Origin of the sequence: Bacillus sp. RO1, from assembly GCF_012524115.1 — a bacterium.
Classification (GTDB): Bacteria; Bacillota; Bacilli; order Bacillales; family Bacillaceae_I; genus Sutcliffiella_A.
The window spans coordinates 215,593-236,626 of sequence record NZ_JAAZWB010000087.1 but is presented as its reverse complement, the minus strand read 5'-3'; the positions used below and the strand labels follow the sequence as shown (position 1 = coordinate 236,626).

Here is a 21,034-nt window from a genome sequence, read left to right as displayed (position 1 = left end):
CCATGCAACTGGAAAAATTCATCGACCGTAGAAAGACGCATTCTGTCAAATGGTTTATCGAAGATCAAGACATCATTCCACTTTGTATTGCAGATATGGATTTTCAGGTTTCCGAGGAGATTGTCAGTGCCATCAGCCAAAAAGCGACACACGGTATTTATGGATACAGCACGTTTTGTGCAAGATACTATGACGCTGTTGAATATTGGTGGAAAACGCAGTACGACTGGGAGTTGAAGCAGGAATGGATTTCGTTCAGTCCGGGAATCATTCCTGGAATGAACCTTTTACTAAAGGCGTTAACGAAACCAGGTGATGCGGTAATCGTGCAGGATCCTGTCTATTATCCTTTCTTTTCTACCATACAAACACAAGGCTGTACCATCTTGCATAATTCCCTCCTCTATTCCGAGGACGGCTATAAAATGAATTTTGAGGATTTTGAAGAAAAAGCGGCGCAGCCTAACACAAAGGTATTTATCCTCTGCAGTCCTCACAATCCAGTGGGCAGAGTGTGGACACAAGAAGAGTTGCGGCGGATTGGGGAGATTTGTGAAAAGCATGGAGTGATTGTCATCTCAGACGAAATGCATGGTGACCTCACTTATCCGGGATATAAGCATATTCCGTTTGCTAAGGTGCATCCTGACCATCTGGATTTTTCCATCACCTGTGCGGCACCTAGCAAAACATTTAACATTGCCGGAATGCAAAGCTCTATTTTCATCATTCCGAACAAAGACATTAAAGAGAAATATGAAACATTATTAACTGGTTTCGGGCTGATGCGGCCTAACGCTTTCGCCGTAGAAGGTACCATTGCTGCCTACTACAAAGGCTTGCCGTGGCTGCAAGAAGTGAAAGAATACTTGAACGCTAATTTAGAGTATGTCTGCAGCTACTTGAAAGAGCATATTCCTTCTATAAAAGTAGTTAAACCAGAGGCAACTCATCTAATTTGGTTGGACTGCAGAGAACTGGGAATTCCTGCAGAAGAACTGCATGCTTTCTTTTTAGAAAAAGCGGGAGTCCGCCTAGACGAAGGAATGAAATTTGGCGCAGGGGGACAAGGGTTTGAACGGATAAATATCGCTTGTCCTCGTGAGGTCCTAACGGAGGCGCTATTGAGAATTAAGGCTGCTATAAGAGAAATGGAAACCTGCTGACACAAATTTGTGTGCAGGTTTTTTCTTGTGGTTTGAAAGTACTCTGAAAGTGGATATGAAGACGTTAGTGGCCGGGAATTCGAGTGAGAGAGGTCTTCATTGGCGTTATGAAGACGTTAGTGGCCGGGAGTTTGAGTGAGAGAGGTCTTCATTGAGGTTATGAAGACGTTAGTGGCCGGGAATACGAGTGAGAGAAGTCTTCATTGAGGTTATGAAGACGTTAGTGGCCGGGAATACGAGTGAGAGAAGTCTTCATTGAGGATATGAAGACGTTAGTGGCCGGGAATACGAGTGAGAGAAGTCTTCATTGAGGATATGAAGACGTTAGTCGCCGGGGATTTGAGTGAGAGAAGTCTTCATTGAGGTTATGAAGACGTTAGTGGCCGGGAATTTGAGTGAGAGAGGTCTTCATTGAGGTTATGAAGACGTTAGTGGCAGGGGATTCGAGTGAGAGAGGTCTTCATTGAGGTTATGAAGACGTTAGTGGCAGGGGATTCGAGTGAGAGAGGTCTTCATTGAGGTTATGAAGACGTTAGTGGCCGGGGATTCGAGTGAGAGAGGTCTTCATTGAGGTTATGAAGACGTTAGTCGCCGGGGATTCGAGTGAGAGAGGTCTTCATTGAGGTTATGAAGACGTTAGTGGCCGGGGATTTGAGTGAGAGAAGTCTTCATTGAGGATATGAAGACGTTAGTGGCCGGGGATTCGAGTGAGAGAGGTCTTCATTGAATAAGGAGAGAGGCATACCTTTTAATAGGGTATGTCTTTTTTGATTTTCTGAATTTTTTTTTTGTAAACTAAAACTATTTCTATATCAATTCCGAATATATAAGTGTACGTACAATTCCAGTCTGGAAGTGGAAGAATTGAAAATGAACGAAAAACAGCTAAGAAAATGGATAAAGCAGGTTCAGAAGAGAGGCGATGAACATGCGGCTAATGAGCTCATCTCGCTATTTTATCCATCTATATATGCATATGTGTATAAGCAAACCCAACAAAAAGAACTGTCCATGGATCTAACACAGGAGATTTTCATTCACATGCTTCAGTCTATTGGGGGATATGAAGGAAAAAAGGCCTCTTTTCAAACATGGCTTTATAAAATAGCAACCTACAAAATCATTGATTATTTTCGTTCTCGCCACTATCGGTATGATCGGAGTTCGGAATCACTGGCTGAAATGGAAGTTGTTGAAAAAGTGGATTTCACCGTTGAACTGGAATTTAAGGAAGAGGTGGAGAAGGTAGCATCCTTGATTAATGAGATGGAAGTTAGATCACAGGATATTCTGAGGCTGAAGCTATTTGCAGAGCAGACTTTTGCAGAAATAGCAGCAACCCTAGGTTCACCTGAAGCCACGGTGAAAACGAAATATTATGCAGCAATTAGAAAAATAAAAAGGAGAATGGAAGGGATGCAGTATGGAGAGAGAAAGGTTCAAAATTGAGTATCCTACTGAAGTGGAAATGAAGGGACAGATAGAGTCCATCATAAAAAAAGGACTACAAAAGAAGCAATCCTTCCCAGCATTTTTACATGAGATGTACCGTCATATAGGATGGCGTTATGTATTTCGGGATGCTACAGAGGTATCGTTTCTTACCGTAATCATGATGAGTCTCCTAGTTTTTGTTTTATATGGTTTCAATGGAAATGCCATGAACACACAACTTTACTCGTTGATTTTTACCTTATCCCCTATGTTCTATTTTGTTATTGCTAGTACCTTGTTGGTACATGCTCGAATGAAACCTGCATTTGAACTGGAAATGACTTTTAAGTATCACGTGTTTCAGTTGGCTGCGTTTCGCATGTTGGTTTTCAGTGTTATAGGATTAGGATTAAACGTTGTGCTCATGACAATTATCTCAGAGATGTTTTCATCGATACATATTATGGAAGCTCTAATGCTTTCACTCTGTTCCTTAAGCATATTTGGCAGTATCCATTTATATTCGATGCAAAAGAGAAAAGGCAAGCTCGTCAGTTATGTTTGGTTCTCGGCATGGATTGTCGGAAATGGCACACTAGTTATGTTTGATAGCATCGCATATTCCTTATTTTTAAGTAGTGTACCGGTGTATGTCTATGCCATTCTGATAACCTTGAGCGTTTATTTTTATATAAGAAATTTAAAAAGATTAATAACATTCCGCAATGTAGAAGGAGTTCTTTAGTATGCTGATTGTTGAAAATGTATCAAAAAACTTTGGAAAGTTTGAGGCATTAAAGAAAGTGAACCTTGAATTTAAAAATGGCGTATACGGTTTGCTTGCACCAAATGGAGCTGGTAAGACAACGCTTATAAAGATGTTGACGACATTATTATTCCCTAGCAGTGGAGCCATTCTTTACGAAGGTAAGGATATTATCAAGATGGACGAGGACTATCGTGGCCTGCTTGGCTATCTGCCACAGGAATTCGGCTATTATAAAAACTACACGCCGACAGCTTACCTACTGTATATTGCGGCATTAAAGGGGATGGAGAGAGGTGTAGCAAAAGAACGGATTAAAGAGCTTTTACAGCTTGTTGCGCTGGAAGAAGTGGCAGATAAAAAAATGAAAAAATTCTCCGGAGGGATGATTCAACGGGTTGGTATTGCACAAGCAATGTTAAACGACCCTAAAATCCTGATTTTAGATGAACCGACAGCTGGGCTAGATCCAAAAGAAAGAGTAAGATTCCGAAATCTGCTCACTAATCTTGGACGTGACCGCATCGTTATTCTTTCCACCCATATCGTTTCAGATGTAGAATCCATCGCAAATGAAATTATTATGATAAAAGATAAGAAAGTTTTACTTCAGGGAATGGTATCAGATATTTGCAACAGGTTGAACGGTAAGGTGTACGAGACAAAAATGGAATTCAATAAGGTAGGTGATTTTCGTAAAAAACACCATACCCTATCAGAAAAACAGGAAGGTGGAAAGATGCAGGTAAGGTTTTTGACAGAGGAACTCGCACAACCTGAATGGCGGCAGGTGCATCCAAATCTTGAGGATGTCTTCCTTCATGTGTACCAGGATGAAGCATTGGGATGAGTATCAAAACCTTTGAGTTTAAAAAACTAATAAGCTCTCCAATCATTTGGACGTTACTATTGCTATTTATGGTTTTTAACGTGTTTATTATCCTCCAGCATTCTTCAATGAGTGAGGATATGAAGAGAATACAACCGATTATCGAAAAGTACGGTACATTGATGGACGAAGAGAACAGGGAGGCAATGAAACAAGATTACGAGATTGAACTGGCGGAATGGAACAAGCTTATAGCACGGCATGGAGAAGAGCCGTTTGAAAAGGCAAGTAACATCTATTCTTCAGAACGGTTTTCTATGGAGGATTCCAACTTATTTACAATGGAGGAACTGGAAAGCATTAAACAGCTTGCAGAACTGGAGTCCTACCTAGTGTCTGCTGAGGAAATAGATCAAGAGTATAATGAAATGGACATGGGGAAAGTCGGAGAAGGGCAAATTAAGATGTTCGGTTTGACAGGAATGGCTGCAGATAAAGTATTAAGAGATTATAAGGTACTGAGCGAGCGTGTGGTGGAATTAGTGGAAAATAAGGAGCACCTCCATCTCTTTTTTTCAGGAAAAGAATATGCCACACATTCCATACTGTTCCAAGAGCTGTTCCTTCCAATCTCTTTTCAGCTAACTATTCTTACGGTGCTGATCACGGCATTTATCGTGAACTTTGAGTTTGAACAGCAGACAGCCCTTATTATGTATGCCGCCAAACGTGGGAGAAAGCTGATTTGGGACAAATTAATTGTCGCATTAGGAATGACCTTCCTCACTTTTATTCTCCTAATGACCGTTACCCTAGGAATCTACTTTTGGGTATTTGATTATAGCGGTCTTTGGAATGTTCCAATTAGTTCAGGATTTTTAACCGAAAACAATAATGTTCCATTTATCAGCTGGGGAAAAATTAAGTTTGGGCAATTCTTGGCAATTGCTAGCAGTCTGTTATTAATCCTACAAATCCTATTTTGTCTCCTTGGGTTCTGTCTGTCCGTTTGGATCAAGAATACATACATGGCCTTCACTGTATTTGCCATCATTTTTGGCGTCGGCCTTATGTTGCCCAACATGATGCCAAGGGACGGGATGGTAATTTTTTATACCCATTATACGCCTTTTATTTTGTTGATGGGCTTGAAAAAAACGTTCATGGCAAGAAGTCCATTTACCATGACCCCCTACTTTGAAGTGGTTACGTTAATTTTGTGGTTTTCATGCCTTTGTTTTCTGGCATGGTTATGCATAAGGCAGTTTAAGCATCAGAATATATAGATGGGAAGCGAAATGATGAGAATATTTTTAGAAGAATGGAAGAAGCTTTTTACTTGGCAGTTTGCCATTTTGCTTGTGCTCGTAAGTTTAATTTTCTATGAATTGTTCATCGTTTTTGAGTTTAAATACTTTCCGAACGGAAGACCAATATTGGATACTTTTATGGTGACACAGGAAATGTTGGAGAACTATGGAGAGGGAATGGACGAAGAGGAGTTTAGAGACTTTCAACAACGGTTTGAAGACAGAGAGGCACTCCTTCATAATTATCTAGAGGAAGATGAAAAGGCGGTTGTGGCTGACTTAACGAGTTATGAAGCACTCTATCGATCTGAGATTGACAACGAAGTAGCACAGGATTTAAGAGAAAAAGTGGGAGTGGAGAAGGAAGATTTGATTTATGACATCCAAGCAAGGGAGTCCATTATCTCTTCTTATGAAGACCGAAAAGAGATGGGAATCTCTTATTTTGAAACTAGCTCAAATCCCGCACTACTAGAACGAATAGAGCAACTGCGTGAAAATGGATCGGCTGAAAATATCTTTTCTTACATCGTCTTTGAAAATTACGATTTCTTAATTAAAGATGTTGCCATTCTCTCCTTTTTGAGTATCATGCTATTCATTATGCCACTCTATTTAAAGGATAGAAAAAGCAAGGTAATTCACTTGCAGTACGCTACTAAAAAAGGGCGATCGTTATTTCGTACTAAACTCGCGGCAGCGGTAACTGGAGGTATCTTGGTCATAACAGCACAACTAATTCTATTTTTCAGTCTTTATGCAACAAATGATACCCATATGTTTCTGTCACAAAATATCAACTCATTTTTCAATTTCGTTATGTTATCGTGGTTTGACTTGACATTCTTGCAATACATTATTTTGACGGTGGTCGCTATCTACATACTGGGAATAGCTTTAATAGTAGTCTGTGCTTGGATTTCAAACATCTCTCCTAATTATATGACAAGTGTCGGGATGCATGTCCCGCTCGCTTATGTAGCTTTTGGTGTGGGGACCACTTATCTACTGAGGCATGTGACAACCCTTGAGTTGCCGAAGTACACATTCTTAATAGGACTGGCATTGGTGCTGCTTATAAGTTCATCAGTAGTCTTTTGGAGTGTTAAACGAGAGAAAAGGAAAGATATTTTGGCGTAGTTTGAACCGGAGTGGAAGGCTAAAAGTTTTGTTAGCCTTCCTATAATTCGTGTCGATGCGTGTCGAATGGACTTTATCCAACCCCAAATGGCTAATAAAACGAAAAAGTCGCTAATAAATTTAAAAGTTGGCTAATAAATCTTCAAATTGGACAATATATCGTCAGTAAAATAGAAGCCTAGTAATTTTGGCGATCCCCCAAAAAAGAAACCACCCAAACTGTCCCCAGTAAAATCAAAATCACCACCCTTCACAAACTCTTAACCAAAACCACACTCACCCAATGTATCTTTTTACGTTTTAATTTCCTTTAATAGGGTAAAGAGTAATATTTTCAACTAATTCACCCAGAAAGAGGAGGACTCCCCCATATGACAAAAGCACTTTTCTTAAACTGTTCACTCAAATCTTCAAGCGAAGAATCAAATACAGAAGCTCTAATGAAAGAGGTCATTACCCATTTCAACAACGAAAACGTAGAGTCCGAAATTGTGAGGATAGCAGATTACAATATCAGATTTGGCGTTAGTGAAGATGAAGGCTACGGGGACGAGTGGCCGGAAGTGTTCAACAAGGTGATGCGTGCGGATATCGTCATCATCGGTACGCCGCTGTGGCTTGGTGAGAAGAGCAGTGTCGCGACTATGGTGATGGAGCGGCTTTATGGCGGAAGTGGACTAACGAACGACAAAGGTCAATATATTTACTATAACAAGGTGGGAGGTGTGGTTATAACAGGTAACGAAGATGGCGCGAAGCATGCGGCTGCATCTATTTTATATGGACTAACGCATATCGGCTTCACGATTCCGCCGAATGTGGATACATACTGGGTTGGCGAAGCAGGTCCAGGATCATCGTATATCGAAGCGGAGGGACATAAGAATGATTTCACAATGGAGCACGCTAAAATTATGGCATATAACCTAGTGCATTTTTCGAAAATGCTTCAAAACAATCCCATCCCTGCAAAGGGAAATGTAGTTGAACAAAGCTAGAATCCAATAAAAGGAGCTGTATCCATGGAAACACAAACACACCAAATCAAATCTATTTCCCAACGATTTATGAATGTGCGTGACCTCACCATGAAGCTTGTTCAACCATTAGAGACAGAAGATTTCATCATTCAGTCACACCCGGATGTCAGTCCGCCAAAATGGCATCTGGCCCACACGACCTGGTTCTTTGAGCGCTTTGTCCTTAAAGAGTATTTCGAGAACTACCGGGAATTCCATCCAATATACGACTTTCTTTTCAATTCCTATTACGAGACTGTTGGTCCATTTCAGCCAAGGCATCAACGCGGCGTCCTCTCTAGACCAAGCATTCAAGACATTTTCCAATACCGTAGTTTTATCGATAATTATATCGTGGACCTGCTCGAGCAACAGGAGGAGACCAAATCCGAACAGACTGACAAAATCCATAGCCTCATAGAAATTGGCATGCAGCATGAACAGCAGCACCAAGAGCTTATCTTAATGGATGTAAAATACAACTTTTTTGTTAACCCGTTACACCCAGTCTATAAGGAATCCCAATCGACTACACCATTCAAAAAAAGAGAATCAACTTTTCACACTTATGATGGCGGTCTCGTTGAAATCGGGCATAACGGTGATGGTTTTGCTTTTGACAATGAAAGCCCGAATCATAAAGTTTGGCTGGAGCCATTTAAGCTCGCAGATCATCCTGTCACGAACGGTGAGTACCTGGAGTTTATTGAAGCAGGCGGTTATCAGAAGCCTTATTACTGGCTCTCCGACGGCTGGAATACGGTGAAAAAGAACGACTGGCAGGCTCCACTTTATTGGAGCAAGGACGATGAGGGCGAATGGTCCATTTTTACGCTCGCAGGCAAGAAGAAACTCAATCCCCATGAGCCTGTTGTCCATGTCAGCTTCTATGAAGCGGATGCCTTCAGCAGGTGGAAGGGGAAGCGTCTTCCTACAGAATCGGAATGGGAGCATGCAGCAAGGGATCTTGAGATAAAGGGGAATACGATGGACACAGGCAACTATCATCCGGCACCCTTCAATCAAGCAGTCAGTTCCAAAATGTTTGGCGATGTATGGGAGTGGACGGCAAGCGCCTACTCGCCATATCCGGGCAGCAAGCCGCTTGAAGGGGCACTTGGGGAATACAATGCCAAATTCATGTGCAACCAGATGGTGCTGCGCGGGGGATCCTGTGCCACACCGCAGGACCATATCCGAAACACCTACCGCAACTTCTTTCCAGCGGACAAACGCTGGCAGTTCAGCGGATTCCGATTGGCGGAGGATGCACTATGAGATTATTAGAAAATAATATTCAAAGCTACGATTTTTATATAGAAAAAGAAAACATGCGCGAGGAAATCGTAAAGGGGCTCTCTGCTACAGTCAAAACCATTTCCTCTAAATACTTATATGATCATCGGGGTTCAGAGTTATTTGAGATGATAACGGAGCTTGAGGAGTATTATCCGACGCGGACGGAAATGAAGATTTTCAACGAAAAGATACAAGAAATTACAATGGCTGTTGGTGATGTTCACACATTGATTGAGTATGGCAGTGGAAGTAGCAACAAAATTAAGGCGCTGCTACACAATTTCGCGAGTCTTAAAGAATATGTGCCTATTGATATCTCTCGGGACTTTCTTTTCCAATCAAGCCTAGAACTCGCGATGCAATTCCCTCATATCACGATAAAGGCGGTTTGTGGGGACTATACAGGTCCACTTACCCTGCCATTAGAACCGAAAGGCAAAAAGGTGATCTTTTTCCCTGGGTCTACCATCGGAAACTTCGAGCCGGTGGAGGTGCAGAATTTTCTGATGAAGTCCGCGAAGCTTTTAGATGAAGGGGACGGCTTCCTTATTGGTGTTGATATAAAAAAGGACATTGACACATTGGAAAAAGCCTATGATGATGGGAAAGGCATTACGGCTGCATTCAACCTTAACCTTCTGACTAGAATGAATAGGGAGCTTGGGGCAAATTTTAACGAGGAACAATTCGAACACCTTGCCTACTATAACGAGAAAAAAGGCAGGATTGAAATGCACCTAGAAAGTCAATGCGATCAGCAGGTGCTCATTGGAAACTATGAATTCTCCTTCCGAGAAGGTGAAACCATTCACACGGAAAACTCCTACAAATATTCCATTGACCAGTTCCAGACGCTGGCATTGGAGTGCGGTTTTAAGCCAAGCAAGGTGTGGACGGATGATGCGGAGAAGTTCAGTGTTCATTATTTAGAAAAATAAACAAAAAACAGTGCCAAATGTTGTATCGGCACTGTTTTTTTAGAATTAATTTTGTGGTGCTCTCGGATTGTCATTCACAGACCAGCCTTCATAAAGACCGATATCGTCAAATGCTCCCAAGAACGCGTTATACTCGTCACTGCCCTCGCCATAAAGGTCAATCGCAGATTGTAAAATTGCTTCGCGGAACTCTGCAAAGGAAGCGTCATAGTGGAGGTAATCATACGCGCGGTACCAAGTGTCCGCAACCACTGTTCTGCCCATGCCGTACTCTTCCGCTACAAGGTAGGAGGAGTGCTGAAGGATCGTACAGTTGATGTGCACGCCACCATTATCCAAGTTTGCAGGCAGGTAGTAATACTCATCCATGTGAGCCGGGTAGCGACCTTCGCCGTCAATACTGTAAGGCCAGTAAACAACACCTGTCGGGAACTTACCTGGGTCTTCGTTGCTTCGAAGGGCCGTTCTTCCGTTTGCTAACCATTCTTCACCCATGATATCTTCGCCGATATCCCAGTTGCTATCGTCCACTAGTGCTGCAAAAGTATCAGAGTAAGCTTCATTAATGGCACCAGTTTCAAAGCGGTAGCGAAGTCCTCCATTGTAATGCGTGATACCGTGAACCATTTCGTGCGCTGTTACATCAAGAGCAGCAAGCGGAACGAATTGTTTTCCATCGCCATCTCCGTAAGTCATCATTGCAATTCCGTTACTCCAGAAGGCATTGTTGTATTCTTTCCAAAAGTGAACGCGGGAGTTGATTGCCATACCGTTCCCATCTAGAGAGTTGCGACCATGCTCATTTAAGAAGTAATCGTACACGATACGGGAGTTGGAGTGAGCGTCCACTGCAGGACCTTGTCCTACTGTTTCCCATGTGCTGCTGTCTCCACTGTACTCTACATCTTTCCAAGAAGCATTCTTGTTAGAGTATAACCACATTTGATTGGACGTATTTTTCATATTATAAGTGAAGATTCTATCCATATCTGGAGTAGTGTAATCCGCAAGGTAGAATTGCGTTCCCTGGCCGCTGCCAGGAACATTTCCATGTGCAAGATTCAACAGCTTGGTCAATCCAGTCGTACCTAAGCCAGAACCACGCGCCGGCTTTAATTTTCCAGCATTCTCAACGGCTTTCGGATTTGGTCCCTGCTCTACTTTTAAAGCAGAAGATCCTTCTACATTGTTGGTTCCAATGATGTCTTCAAAGAAACCAAATCCAGTCATGGCGTTATATTGGTCTAGCACTTTTCCAGTGTGGGCATCCACATATACAAACCAGTTACCAGCTTCGCCTTCAAAAAATTCAATATTTACTCGGTAAGCAAGATGGTATTCGTCTTCAAGTGGGTAGATTACTAGCTCAGAAGATTCAACCGGGACTTCAGCAGGAGCATCAACTGCTGCTTTTGCCTCTATTACCGCTTTGTCGGCTTGGATGGAAGGTGTGGTGTTGATTTCTAAGGAGTCTAAATTCGTATCGAAGTTTCCATTTACGGTCGTAATTTCATTATCTTTGTTAAAATGCACATTTAATTCATTTCGATCAACCGGAACGCCATTTTTCGTTTGTTGCAGGCGAACGTGTGTCATTCCCAGGTCATCGGTTGTTGCTCTAACTTCCTTGAGGTCCTTCTCAGGATTGTTCATGTGGAAAAAGTCTTTGTGTTTACCAAGGAACTTCTTCGCGTTTTTCGCATCTGCTTTTGGTTGCTTTTCAGAAAGGATTCCAGCTACAAAGGAAGGTGGCCCTTGTTTGCCTTGCGTGTCTACAATTCTTACTTTTCCCTTACTTTTGAATTCTTGTAACGAGCTCGCCGCGTTTGACGATGGTCCGCCGGAGAAAAGACCAGCGAAGATAAGGAATACTACTGCAGCTAAAATAAAGATTTTCTTCAAATAAACCCATCCCTTCTAGATATTTAGTGTTACGAAAATATCGGATTCCGACATTTCGACAAGTTTATCTTAATGGAATGGTGAGATTTGGTAAACAGACTATTCAGACTATTTTTGAGGTCAGTGGAACTTGAATGAGGATAAATCGATAGGATGTGACAGGATTTGCTATGACTTAAGATGCGGTAACGTGTTAAAGTATCTGGGATATTTCCCCTATTTTTTAGAGTGGGGAGTTTTGAGTGATTAGTAAAAAATTGGTTAAATGATAGTTTAGGAGTATGGACAGCGGCAGAAATATGTATATAATAGGAAAATATTACTTGGGATTTCTATTTTAAGAGGGGGGGTTAATAGAGATGGAAAAATGTTTAGAAACAGCTAGGCTATTTTTACGTCGACTGGAGTTGGGGGATGCCGACCGTGTTGAGGAGCTGGCAAGTGACTATGAACTTGCAAAAACCACGCTCAACGTGCCTCATCCATATCCTGAGGGTTCTGCTGCGGACTTCATTCGTAGCATGTGGGCAGCAGAGGAGAAAGAGTTAGTGGCATTTGCGGTAGTGGAAAAAGAGAGTGAAAGTCTAATAGGAATCATTAATATTAAACAGACGATTGCTTATAAACGAGGCGAGCTCGGATATTGGATAGGCCGTCCGTACTGGGGGAAAGGTTATGGGACAGAGGCGGCACGAGCGATGGTTGCATATGGATTTGTAACGCTGGGATTAAACAAGGTGTTTGCCGGTGCATTCGCTGATAACCCGGGTTCTTGGCGCATCATGGAAAAAGTAGGCATGAAGCACGAAGGGACCTGGCGCCAACATGCAATGCGGGACGGGAGGTTTGTGGACCTCGCTTATTATGGGCTGCTGCGGGAGGAGTATGAGAGGGAAGAGTAGTCTATCTACCTGGTAATTAAAGGTGGATTCGGCATAATATATAATTCGGCACGAACTTGGGTGGTTTTGGCACGAACTCTGTGGATTACCGCACGAACTCGGGCCGTTTTGGCACGAAATTTGTGAATTAATGCATCAACTCAGCGAATCGTCGCTCAACATTTATACATTCCATTTAAAAAAGCGACAGTCCCCACCCTGACTGTCGCTTTCTCCCTATAAATCTATACTCCAGCCACCAAAACCTCCACCCCAACAGCCTTGAGCTCATCCACTTTCTCCTTATCTGTCTCCTCATCCGTAATTACCACATCCAACTTTCCAATAGGGTACATGCCGGCAAACATCTCCTGACCTACCTTCGTATGCTCAAACATGGCGACCAGTTTTTTCGAATTATCATAAACCGTCTTATAAAATATTGCCACTTCCGGCGTTGCGGTGCTCAATCCTTTTCTAGAAAGGGCCCCAGCCGTTGCAAAACATAGATCAACTGTAAACTGTCGCACAAATTCATTGGCCAAAGCATCTGTAATATTGCCGGAACTTTTTACATTCCCGCCAATTAAAAATGTCGAGATGTTATCAGACCCGCGCAAAGCGTACGCGACTTCAAGTGAGTTGGTCAGCACGGTGAATGGAATATCCTTTGGTAGATACTTAAGCAGCACATAGTGAATCGAAGCTCCACCGATAAAAACTGTTTGATTTGCTTTTACATAGCCTGCAGCCATTTTTGCAATGGCATTCTGGTGTACCGTGCCGTCCCCATAACGCTCGGCTGGAGGGCGTGGAATAGTCCGAACGGATGCTACCGGGATTGCACCACCGTGTGTGCGTTTCAATAATCCCTGTTCTTCCATAATGGATAGGTCTCGGCGGATGGAATCAATGGACATATTGAATTGATCAGCTAAATCCTTGGCAAGCACTCTTCCGTCCTGTTCTAAAACCTTCAATATTTCTCCCCGTCTTTCATCTGTAAACAAAATCATCACCCCAATGTTTAGTTTCAACTTCTTTCCTATTATTTCATGTTTATTCCATTTTTGTCAATAATAAATTTCGTGTTTATGCATTTTTATTCTGTTTTTTGATTGTAAAAGGATAAAACATGCAAAGAGTCGAAAAGTATAGAAGGAAGATTTTGAAAGAAAAGGTGATAGAAATGTACAAGATTCCGGAAAGCGTACAAAAGGTTTTAGACCTTTATATAGATAAGTGCAATAAAGAGTTACCAGGATTGTTAGATGGATTGTACCTTCATGGATCTATTGCTATAGATGCTTACCTAGAAGGGCAAAGTGACATTGATTTTGTTGCGGTGACTAGCCGGAAGCTGACAAATGACGATGCAGCTATTTTAAAAGAGATCCATTGGAATCTTGCAGAAACATGCAAAAAGCCGCAGCTGGACGGCATTTACGTGCAATTGTCGAACCAAGTTGAAGAAAGCTATTTTTACAACGAAGGAACGTTTGGAAAAGCCGTGCACGATAGCCCTGTTACCTGGTGGCTCCTCAAAAACAATGGGATAACGATTTTGGGACCCAAAGCCAAAGACCTCCCCATTCACGTAACAACAGAAGATCTCACAGACTATGTACGGAAAAACATGAACGAATACTGGGTGACAAGAGTAAAGAGCATGGAAAAGATAAAAGAACAGTTAATGACTTACCCGGTTGAACACATTGAAACCGAAATGGAATGGACAGTGCTTGGGCTGCTGCGCCAATATTACACATTGAGCGAGCGTAGTATCATCTCTAAGTTAGCTGCAGGGGAATATGGACTGAGTCAACTTGAACCGAAATGGCATGACCTCATACGAGAGGCGATTAATATTAGGAAAGGCAATTCAGAAAGAATCTTTGCTACAAATGAAGAAAGAGTGAATGCCACCATCCATTTTGCTAAAGAGCTGATTAGCTCATGTAAGGAAAAAAGAGTGGTTATCCTAGAAGGTTATCGACCAAAACATTTAGAAGAACTATTAAAATATGAGCTTACTGAAAGTCAGTTAACATTCACTTCACATCCCAAAGTGGCTTTATTAACTTGTGAAACAGATAAGGGAAGGCATCCTGTAGTTATTTTAGAAAAAGTGAAGACTGCAGGTTTTTTCGTTCTTTATCAAGGGGAGGAACTTCCAAGCTATACGGACAATCCTAATGCCATTCTATTACGGGCTTACTCGGTTGCTGTTCCTTTTCAAGGAAGGGGTATTGCAGGTAAATCACTAGAGCTGCTACCTGAATATGTGGAACGAAATTTCCCTCGTGTGGATGAGGTGGTTTTGGCAGTAAACGTACGAAATGAAGCGGCACAACGGGTGTATTTGAGAGCGGGATTCAAAGACAGTGGAAGAAGAGTAATGGGGCGAATGGGAGAGCAGTATGTGTATCGAATAAGAGTAAGAGAAGAGGTAATGCAATGAAGCATGCGCTTGTAGTTGGTGGAACAGGGATGCTTTCCGAGGTTTGCATGTGGTTAGGCTCTCAAAACTATCACGTTTCTGTCATTGGAAGAAATACGGAGAAAATGAGCCGCCTTATAGAGCAAGTAGATAAGGGTAAAATAACCTCTCTGCTTGTAGATTATAACCAAGCGAATCTATTAGACATTCATCTAAAACAGACAATTCATGAAAATGGTCCAATTACACTTGTGGTTGCATGGGTTCATACCGGTGGAGAACAAGGGTTAGCGAAAATTATAGAAACTGTTGCGCAGCCAAGTGAATCATGGGAGTTGTACCACGTTCTTGGAAGTAGGGCAAAGCTGTCACAGGTGAAAAGGGATCTCTACATTCCAGGGAATTGCAATTATCTTCAAGTCCAACTGGGCTTCAAGCTAGAAGAGGACCGAGGAAGATGGCTAAACAACCATGAAATTGCTGATGGAGTTATTAAAGCCATTCAACGTAAGGCCCCAACCTCTCTAGTTGGAGTGTTGGAACCAGCGAATTTGCGACCATGAAGGAGAATGCATATGACTTATCAAGAAGCATTAACCCAATACATTCAAGCAACAAATACCCACAATTTCGATAATGTAGAAAAAATACTCCACTCCCATGTGGTCTATTGGTTCACCAATAAAACCTGCACATCCATGGAAGAAATCCGTGCCTTTTTCGAAAACGCTTGGGACACCATCAAAGAGGAAGTTTACTCGGCAAAGGATGTGCATTGGATTGCGGTGGATGAGCACACTGCCACTTGCCTCTATACCTTTCATTACGAAGGGATCTTAAATGGGGAGTTCATTTCGGGCAGCGGACGTGCGACCAATGTTTTTGTTAAAGAAAAGGAAGAATGGAAGTTGATTCACGAGCATTTGAGCCGATAAATAAAAAAACATACAAATCCTTTAGGAGGAAACCAACATGTTCATACATAAAATTGACAAAGAACTATCTTTGAAACTAGCAGAGGAGAAAGATGCGGAGCGACTATTTGAGCTAACTGACAACTCCAGGGAGTATCTGCGCGAGTGGCTGCCATGGCTCGATTTTACAAAAAAAGTGGAGGACTCTAGGAATTTTATAAAAGGAACGAGACAAGGCTATGCGGAAAATAAATCGATGACCACGATGATTCTTTATAAAGGGGAGATTGTTGGTGCGGCAAGCTACAACACCCTTGACTGGACGAACAAAGTGGCATATATCGGGTACTGGCTGGACAAGGATTATCAAGGGAATGGCATTATGACGAGGGTTGCGGGAGCGTTGACGGACTATGCCATCACAGAACTTGGAATGAACCGGGTCGATATCCGTGCGGCGGTGGAAAATATGAAAAGCAGGTCTATTCCAGAAAGACTCGGATTTACGCTGGAAGGGAAGATCCGTCAAGCGGAATGGCTCTATGACCATCAAGTCGACCATGCGGTGTACGGAATGCTAGCGGAAGATTGGAAAAAACGAAAAGCTGGAGGAATGTAAGCTGAAGCGGAAATATTTGTGGTGGGGGTCAGGGGGGATCATTTTGGTCCTGCTCCTGTCTTTTGTTTTTTTGGGGTCGCCTTTGGGGCTTTGGACGAACAAACAGGCATTTGAAGTCTATCTGGAAGAAAAGTATGGGAAGGATTTTGTGATTGAGGAGATCTCGTTTGATTTTTTCAATACGAGAAAATATAACGCTTATGCCTATGCAAAAGACGAACCAGATCTTTTGTTTTATGTGGGGCAGAATCGGTATACAGGGGAGACGGAAGATGGGTACACTTCTGAAATTTGGGGTGCTGCGGCAAAAGAAGAAATAGGTCCATTGATCGAAAAGGCTTTTCCCGATAACTTCAATTACGGAGTGGATATCCTTCCTCATGAAAATTACAAGGAAGTGTACCCAATTCCTGACTACAAAGAATACACAACGGTTCAAGTGGGCATATCCTTAGATCAGATAAGAGTGGACACTTCGAACAACGAGAAGGAAATCGAACGCGCCTTTTTTCTTTTACAAGCACTAAAAGAAAAAGGAGTTCCCCTCCATCATTTTGGCATCAGCTATAAGAACCGGACTCTTCAACTGCAGGAGGAGGATATCCCAAAGATCAATAGCTTGGAGGATTTGGAAGAGTATTTAGTGTTATATCGACGATAAAAGTGTAATGGGGGAAAAGAAATATGTCTTTTCATATATGGGAAGGTGCAGCGGTACACTTGCGACCGATTCAGCCTACTGATTGGGAGAAATTCCACCAAGACGGAATGGATTCTGAGATTGCCAGATTAAATGATGCCATCTATGGGCCAAGAACGCAAGATGGCACCAAGAAATGGACGGAGCGAGAATCAGAAAAAGGTTGGGATGGCCATAACTTTAGGCTTGCGATTCAGAATTCAGACGGTGAGCTTGTTGGTAGTATCAGCACAAATAATTGCGACCCTCAAAATGGCACGTTTAACTACGGCGTCAGTATTTTTCGTGAACACTGGAAGAAAGGGTATGCGAGTGATGCCATTAGGATTGTTCTTCGCTACTTTTTTGGCGAACTAAGGTATCAGAAGGTAAATGCCCACGTATATGCTTTTAACGAGGGTTCCATTAAGCTGCATGAACGTCTTGGATTCGTGGAGGAGGGACGACTGCGGAATATGGTGTACACGGACGGAAAATACCATGATGTGTTGTTGTTCGGTCTGATTTACGAAGAATTTATGGGGAGGAGCGGTTTCCATGAGTGGACTTTTCAAAAGAATTGATACCGTATTTCTAGAGGTTACTGACATGCCTAGGTCCATCAATTGGTACACTGAGGTACTCGGCTTTTCTGTTAGGTGGCATGACGAAGAAAACGGATATGCGGCTATAGAGATAGGGGAGACACCTATGACACTTGTGGGAGCGGGAAGTGTGACACCAGCCTCCCATTGTTTATTGAACTTCTATTCTTCTGATATTAATGCTGCACATCAGAAACTGAGGGAGAACGGTGCTTTGGTAGAGGATGTTATAGATTACGGGGCGGTTCTGTCGTTTGAATTTAAGGATCCGGACGGGCATATTTTAGGGGTATGTTATTTTGAGGAATAAAACAGCTGGTTTTTTTGAGAATGAAGGCGGTGGGAAGTAATGTACTTTGGACTAGACACCTTACGGGATATAACAGACATAGAAGAGTGGAAACAAGCATATACAGCAGCGATAGAGCAGTTGGACCTGTTGTATCAGGAAGAAGGTCGCCTGTATTATTCAACGTATGCGGAAGGAATTCAAAGTGAGAGACTGCGAGAAATAATTAGTATTAAGCATAGTCTCATGGCAAATGTATCAATCGCAATGGAACTGGCCCGCAAGACAAAAACTTTTGAAAAAGATCCAATCTGGAAACGACGATTGGAAGTCTTTTTGTTCAAAATGAGGCAGGAGTCATTGGATAGTCAGGGTGAATTGGTAGCCTTGCAACAGAAGCTTCAATCTGAACTTCTAGAAAGCTCATTTACTGTGGAAGGAAAAGAATATAACCTTGGTTCCGTTCATTCCACTATCATGGAGAATCCGGATCGTGAGCTTCGTAAAAGACTTTTTGAGGAAGCGAAGAAAGTTGGTGCGAGAAACGAAGCCCTGTTTAGAGAGCTTGTTCAAACCCGAAACAAACTAGCAATGGAACTTGGATACCAGAACTATTATCATTTCCGGTGCAGCCTTCAAGAAATGGACATGGATGGCTATATGGTTGAAATGCGAGAGCTATTAAAGAATGCTCGACATCGTTCAGAATACTGGGATAAACGGATTAGAGAAAAATTCGGTTATAAGGATTTACACCATTATGATCAGTATTTTGCGGCATTTAATTATCAGGAAAGCTCAAAGGCAGGTTTGTTTAAAGCAGAACGAATCAAGGAAGTGTTTACTGGGGCCTTGAATAGTTTTGGATTGTCAGTGGATGATTTACCTTTAAGGGTGGAATGTTTGGAGATCCCATATGGTGGCTTCTGTATCAACATTCACCCAACTGATATCAAGCTAGTGATAAATAAGCGTGATGCCTATTCGGTTTATGTATCTGGCCTTCATGAATTAGGACATGCGATTGACGGGGTGTATAGCTCTTATCAGTACCCGGAGCTTTACCGTTTTTATTCTTCCATCGCAGCAGAGGGTGTTGCAGAGTTGTTTCAAACCATTGCGACGGATAAAAAATTTTTGTTAGAACATTTTAAACTGGACGAAACCACGGTGAATCAGTTATTGGAACAAAAAGAACTAATGGATATAAAAATGGTGAAAATGAATTTCTTTTATAGTTTAGTAGAGTACGAACTTTATACTAATCCTGAACGCGATATGCAAGTAATTGCAGACGAGTGTTATAAAGATGTATTTGGTGCAGAGGGAGAGGCATTCCATCCTGCGAGTGAAATGTTTTACATGGAGAACCCGGCATTTTTCCAGGATTATAATTTTGCACTTGCAATCAGGGAGATGATCTTACATACATTCAAGATAAACAGCCCTTATGGGAAGAGAGAGGTTTTCCGGGAGCTTGTGGAAAAATATATGGAACCAAACCAGTTATATACATGGCAGGAGCGGGTGAGTCGACTTTGTGGCGAGGAGTTCACGTTTCGTTATTTGAAGAGAGCTCTTGGAAAGGGGGAAATGAAATGAGCAAGCTGTTTAATAGAATAGATACGGTATTCCTTGAGGTAACTGATATGGAGAAATCGATTGGATGGTACACAGATGTACTCGGTTTTTCGGTCAGGTGGCATGATGTGGAGAACGGCTATGCAGCAATCGAGATGGGGGAGACACCACTGACACTTGTGGGGGCGGAGGAAGTGACACCAGGATCCCATTGTTTATTGAACTTTTATTCTGCGGACATTAATGCTGCACATCAGAAACTGGTGGAGAGTGGTGTTCAGGTAGAAGATGTGATGGATTACGGGACAGTTCTGTCGTTCGAATTTAAGGATCCGGACGGGCATATTCTCGGAGTTTGCTATTTTGAGGAGGAGCCGGTGACGAGGGAGGATAATTAAGTAGTAGAGGATCCTTTCGTCGTGGTCATAGTGGGGACATGAAATCATAAAAATGGATATATTATTTTTACAATGGATATATAGGCCTTTACGATGGATATTGTCTTTTTACAATTGATATATTGGTTTTACAATGGATAAAACGAATTTACAATGGATATTCACTTTTTCACGATTCAATCAGTTGGAGCGGGTCCTGAAAAATAATCTGTTACCTTAAAATCAAACCTAGTTACCCAAAACCACTTCCAAAAAAGACATCAAGATAGAAGCCTTTCCACTTACCTGAAAGGCTTCTTGCTCATTTTACTCTCTTAATCAGAAACTCGACTCTCTCCTCATACCCTTCATCAAGCGAGGACAACTTGGGAATCGCGATCCCGTTCAGTAACTGCTTTCCTCTGTTAAAGATGTAGTAATCCTTGGTTTCTATCATTTTCGAACGGTTGTCAAAGTGGAATTTTGCATCACCTGCAAGGAAGAAATCATCCCCCTCCTGGTACTGCACAACCATCTCCTCATCCCAAATGGGCCTCCTAACTAAAATGACTCCCGCAAAAAAAGTGATGACCTTTATTAAAAGGAACGCAATCACCAACGGAACAAGAAATGCCATAACGGCGGACATGACAAATATTTCAGTAGGTACCTCACCGTACATCTTAAGCAAATCAAGAAAGGAATAAATGCTAAAAATTAAAGCCCCTACATAAAAAAGGATTCTCCCGAAGCGCCAAGGTTTATAATGATTAACCAGTGCAGATAAAGCGTGTCTTGTGACTTCGTATTTGAATTGTATGTGGCGCATGGTATGCTCCTCCGTTT

General features: G+C 42.1%; 22 protein-coding genes. 19 read left to right on the top strand and 3 right to left on the bottom strand.

All coding sequences use genetic code 11. The annotated features are described in order from the left end of the window. Positions 1–2: 2 nt before the first annotated feature. From HC179_RS18040 to egtD, 9 genes are all read left to right on the top strand, one after another. Entirely contained in the window at positions 3–1,166 is a 1,164-nt protein-coding gene (locus HC179_RS18040; protein WP_168865575.1) for a MalY/PatB family protein, read from the top strand. A gap of 870 nt (positions 1,167–2,036) precedes the next feature. Beyond that, the gene (locus tag HC179_RS18035) at positions 2,037–2,615 is read left to right on the top strand and encodes an RNA polymerase sigma factor (protein ID WP_168865574.1); all 579 of its coding nucleotides are present in this window, start codon (positions 2,037–2,039) and stop codon (positions 2,613–2,615) included. Further along, entirely contained in the window at positions 2,590–3,345 is a 756-nt protein-coding gene (locus tag HC179_RS18030) for a hypothetical protein (protein WP_168865573.1), read from the top strand. The genes HC179_RS18035 and HC179_RS18030 overlap by 26 nt, the downstream gene beginning before the upstream one ends. A gap of 1 nt (position 3,346) precedes the next feature. After that, positions 3,347–4,216, top strand: coding sequence for an ABC transporter ATP-binding protein (locus HC179_RS18025; protein WP_168865572.1), 870 nt, complete (start codon positions 3,347–3,349; stop codon positions 4,214–4,216). Further along, positions 4,213–5,481 carry an ABC transporter permease subunit gene (locus HC179_RS18020; protein ID WP_168865571.1) on the top strand — a complete coding sequence of 423 codons (1,269 nt, stop codon included), beginning with the start codon at positions 4,213–4,215 and terminating at the stop codon, positions 5,479–5,481. Before HC179_RS18025 ends, HC179_RS18020 begins: the two co-directional genes overlap by 4 nt. A 12-nt stretch (positions 5,482–5,493) precedes the next feature. Further along, positions 5,494–6,645 (top strand): hypothetical protein, encoded by a 1,152-nt coding sequence (locus tag HC179_RS18015; protein ID WP_168865570.1) that lies wholly within the window; start codon positions 5,494–5,496, stop codon positions 6,643–6,645. A gap of 371 nt (positions 6,646–7,016) precedes the next feature. After that, positions 7,017–7,643 carry a flavodoxin family protein gene (locus tag HC179_RS18010; protein ID WP_168865569.1) on the top strand — a complete coding sequence of 209 codons (627 nt, stop codon included), beginning with the start codon at positions 7,017–7,019 and terminating at the stop codon, positions 7,641–7,643. A gap of 24 nt (positions 7,644–7,667) precedes the next feature. Further along, the gene (egtB, locus tag HC179_RS18005) at positions 7,668–8,942 is read left to right on the top strand and encodes an ergothioneine biosynthesis protein EgtB (protein WP_168865568.1); all 1,275 of its coding nucleotides are present in this window, start codon (positions 7,668–7,670) and stop codon (positions 8,940–8,942) included. Beyond that, the gene (gene egtD, locus HC179_RS18000) at positions 8,939–9,901 is read left to right on the top strand and encodes an L-histidine N(alpha)-methyltransferase (RefSeq protein WP_168865567.1); all 963 of its coding nucleotides are present in this window, start codon (positions 8,939–8,941) and stop codon (positions 9,899–9,901) included. The genes egtB and egtD overlap by 4 nt, the downstream gene beginning before the upstream one ends. A 45-nt stretch (positions 9,902–9,946) precedes the next feature. Here egtD and HC179_RS17995 read toward each other — a convergent pair whose 3' ends face one another. Then, positions 9,947–11,803 carry a M4 family metallopeptidase gene (locus HC179_RS17995; protein WP_168865566.1) on the bottom strand — a complete coding sequence of 619 codons (1,857 nt, stop codon included), beginning with the start codon at positions 11,801–11,803 and terminating at the stop codon, positions 9,947–9,949. Positions 11,804–12,162: 359 nt separating this feature from the next. On the opposite strand from HC179_RS17995, the gene HC179_RS17990 reads away from it, so the two are divergent. Further along, on the top strand, positions 12,163–12,705 hold the full coding sequence (locus HC179_RS17990; protein WP_168865565.1) for a GNAT family N-acetyltransferase: 543 nt from the start codon (positions 12,163–12,165) through the stop codon (positions 12,703–12,705). Between the two features lie 224 nt (positions 12,706–12,929). On the opposite strand, the gene HC179_RS17985 is transcribed toward HC179_RS17990, so the two are convergent. After that, positions 12,930–13,694 (bottom strand): DeoR/GlpR family DNA-binding transcription regulator, encoded by a 765-nt coding sequence (locus tag HC179_RS17985; RefSeq protein ID WP_168865642.1) that lies wholly within the window; start codon positions 13,692–13,694, stop codon positions 12,930–12,932. Positions 13,695–13,819: 125 nt separating this feature from the next. Between HC179_RS17985 and HC179_RS17980 the strand changes: the two genes are divergently transcribed. From HC179_RS17980 to HC179_RS17940, 9 genes are all read left to right on the top strand, one after another. Next, positions 13,820–15,145 (top strand): GNAT family N-acetyltransferase, encoded by a 1,326-nt coding sequence (locus HC179_RS17980; protein WP_168865564.1) that lies wholly within the window; start codon positions 13,820–13,822, stop codon positions 15,143–15,145. Then, positions 15,142–15,687, top strand: coding sequence for a short-chain dehydrogenase (locus HC179_RS17975; RefSeq protein ID WP_168865563.1), 546 nt, complete (start codon positions 15,142–15,144; stop codon positions 15,685–15,687). The genes HC179_RS17980 and HC179_RS17975 overlap by 4 nt, the downstream gene beginning before the upstream one ends. Positions 15,688–15,699: 12 nt before the next feature. Beyond that, entirely contained in the window at positions 15,700–16,059 is a 360-nt protein-coding gene (locus tag HC179_RS17970; protein ID WP_168865562.1) for a YybH family protein, read from the top strand. 37 nt (positions 16,060–16,096) lie between these two features. Then, complete coding sequence (locus tag HC179_RS17965; protein WP_168865561.1) at positions 16,097–16,657, top strand: GNAT family N-acetyltransferase; 561 nt, start codon at positions 16,097–16,099, stop codon at positions 16,655–16,657. A gap of 82 nt (positions 16,658–16,739) precedes the next feature. Beyond that, entirely contained in the window at positions 16,740–17,318 is a 579-nt protein-coding gene (locus HC179_RS17960) for a hypothetical protein (RefSeq protein ID WP_168865560.1), read from the top strand. 23 nt (positions 17,319–17,341) lie between these two features. Further along, positions 17,342–17,920 (top strand): GNAT family N-acetyltransferase, encoded by a 579-nt coding sequence (locus HC179_RS17955; RefSeq protein WP_168865559.1) that lies wholly within the window; start codon positions 17,342–17,344, stop codon positions 17,918–17,920. Beyond that, positions 17,895–18,251, top strand: coding sequence for a VOC family protein (locus tag HC179_RS17950; RefSeq protein ID WP_168865558.1), 357 nt, complete (start codon positions 17,895–17,897; stop codon positions 18,249–18,251). The genes HC179_RS17955 and HC179_RS17950 overlap by 26 nt, the downstream gene beginning before the upstream one ends. Positions 18,252–18,290: 39 nt before the next feature. Next, entirely contained in the window at positions 18,291–19,832 is a 1,542-nt protein-coding gene (locus tag HC179_RS17945; protein WP_168865557.1) for a M3 family metallopeptidase, read from the top strand. Further along, complete coding sequence (locus HC179_RS17940) at positions 19,829–20,209, top strand: VOC family protein (protein ID WP_168865556.1); 381 nt, start codon at positions 19,829–19,831, stop codon at positions 20,207–20,209. The genes HC179_RS17945 and HC179_RS17940 overlap by 4 nt, the downstream gene beginning before the upstream one ends. A 301-nt stretch (positions 20,210–20,510) precedes the next feature. Here the strand turns inward: HC179_RS17940 and HC179_RS17935 are convergent, their stop codons facing one another. After that, a complete protein-coding gene (locus tag HC179_RS17935) occupies positions 20,511–21,017 on the bottom strand; it encodes a hypothetical protein (RefSeq protein ID WP_168865555.1) in 507 nt (168 codons plus the stop codon). Positions 21,018–21,034: the final 17 nt, after the last annotated feature.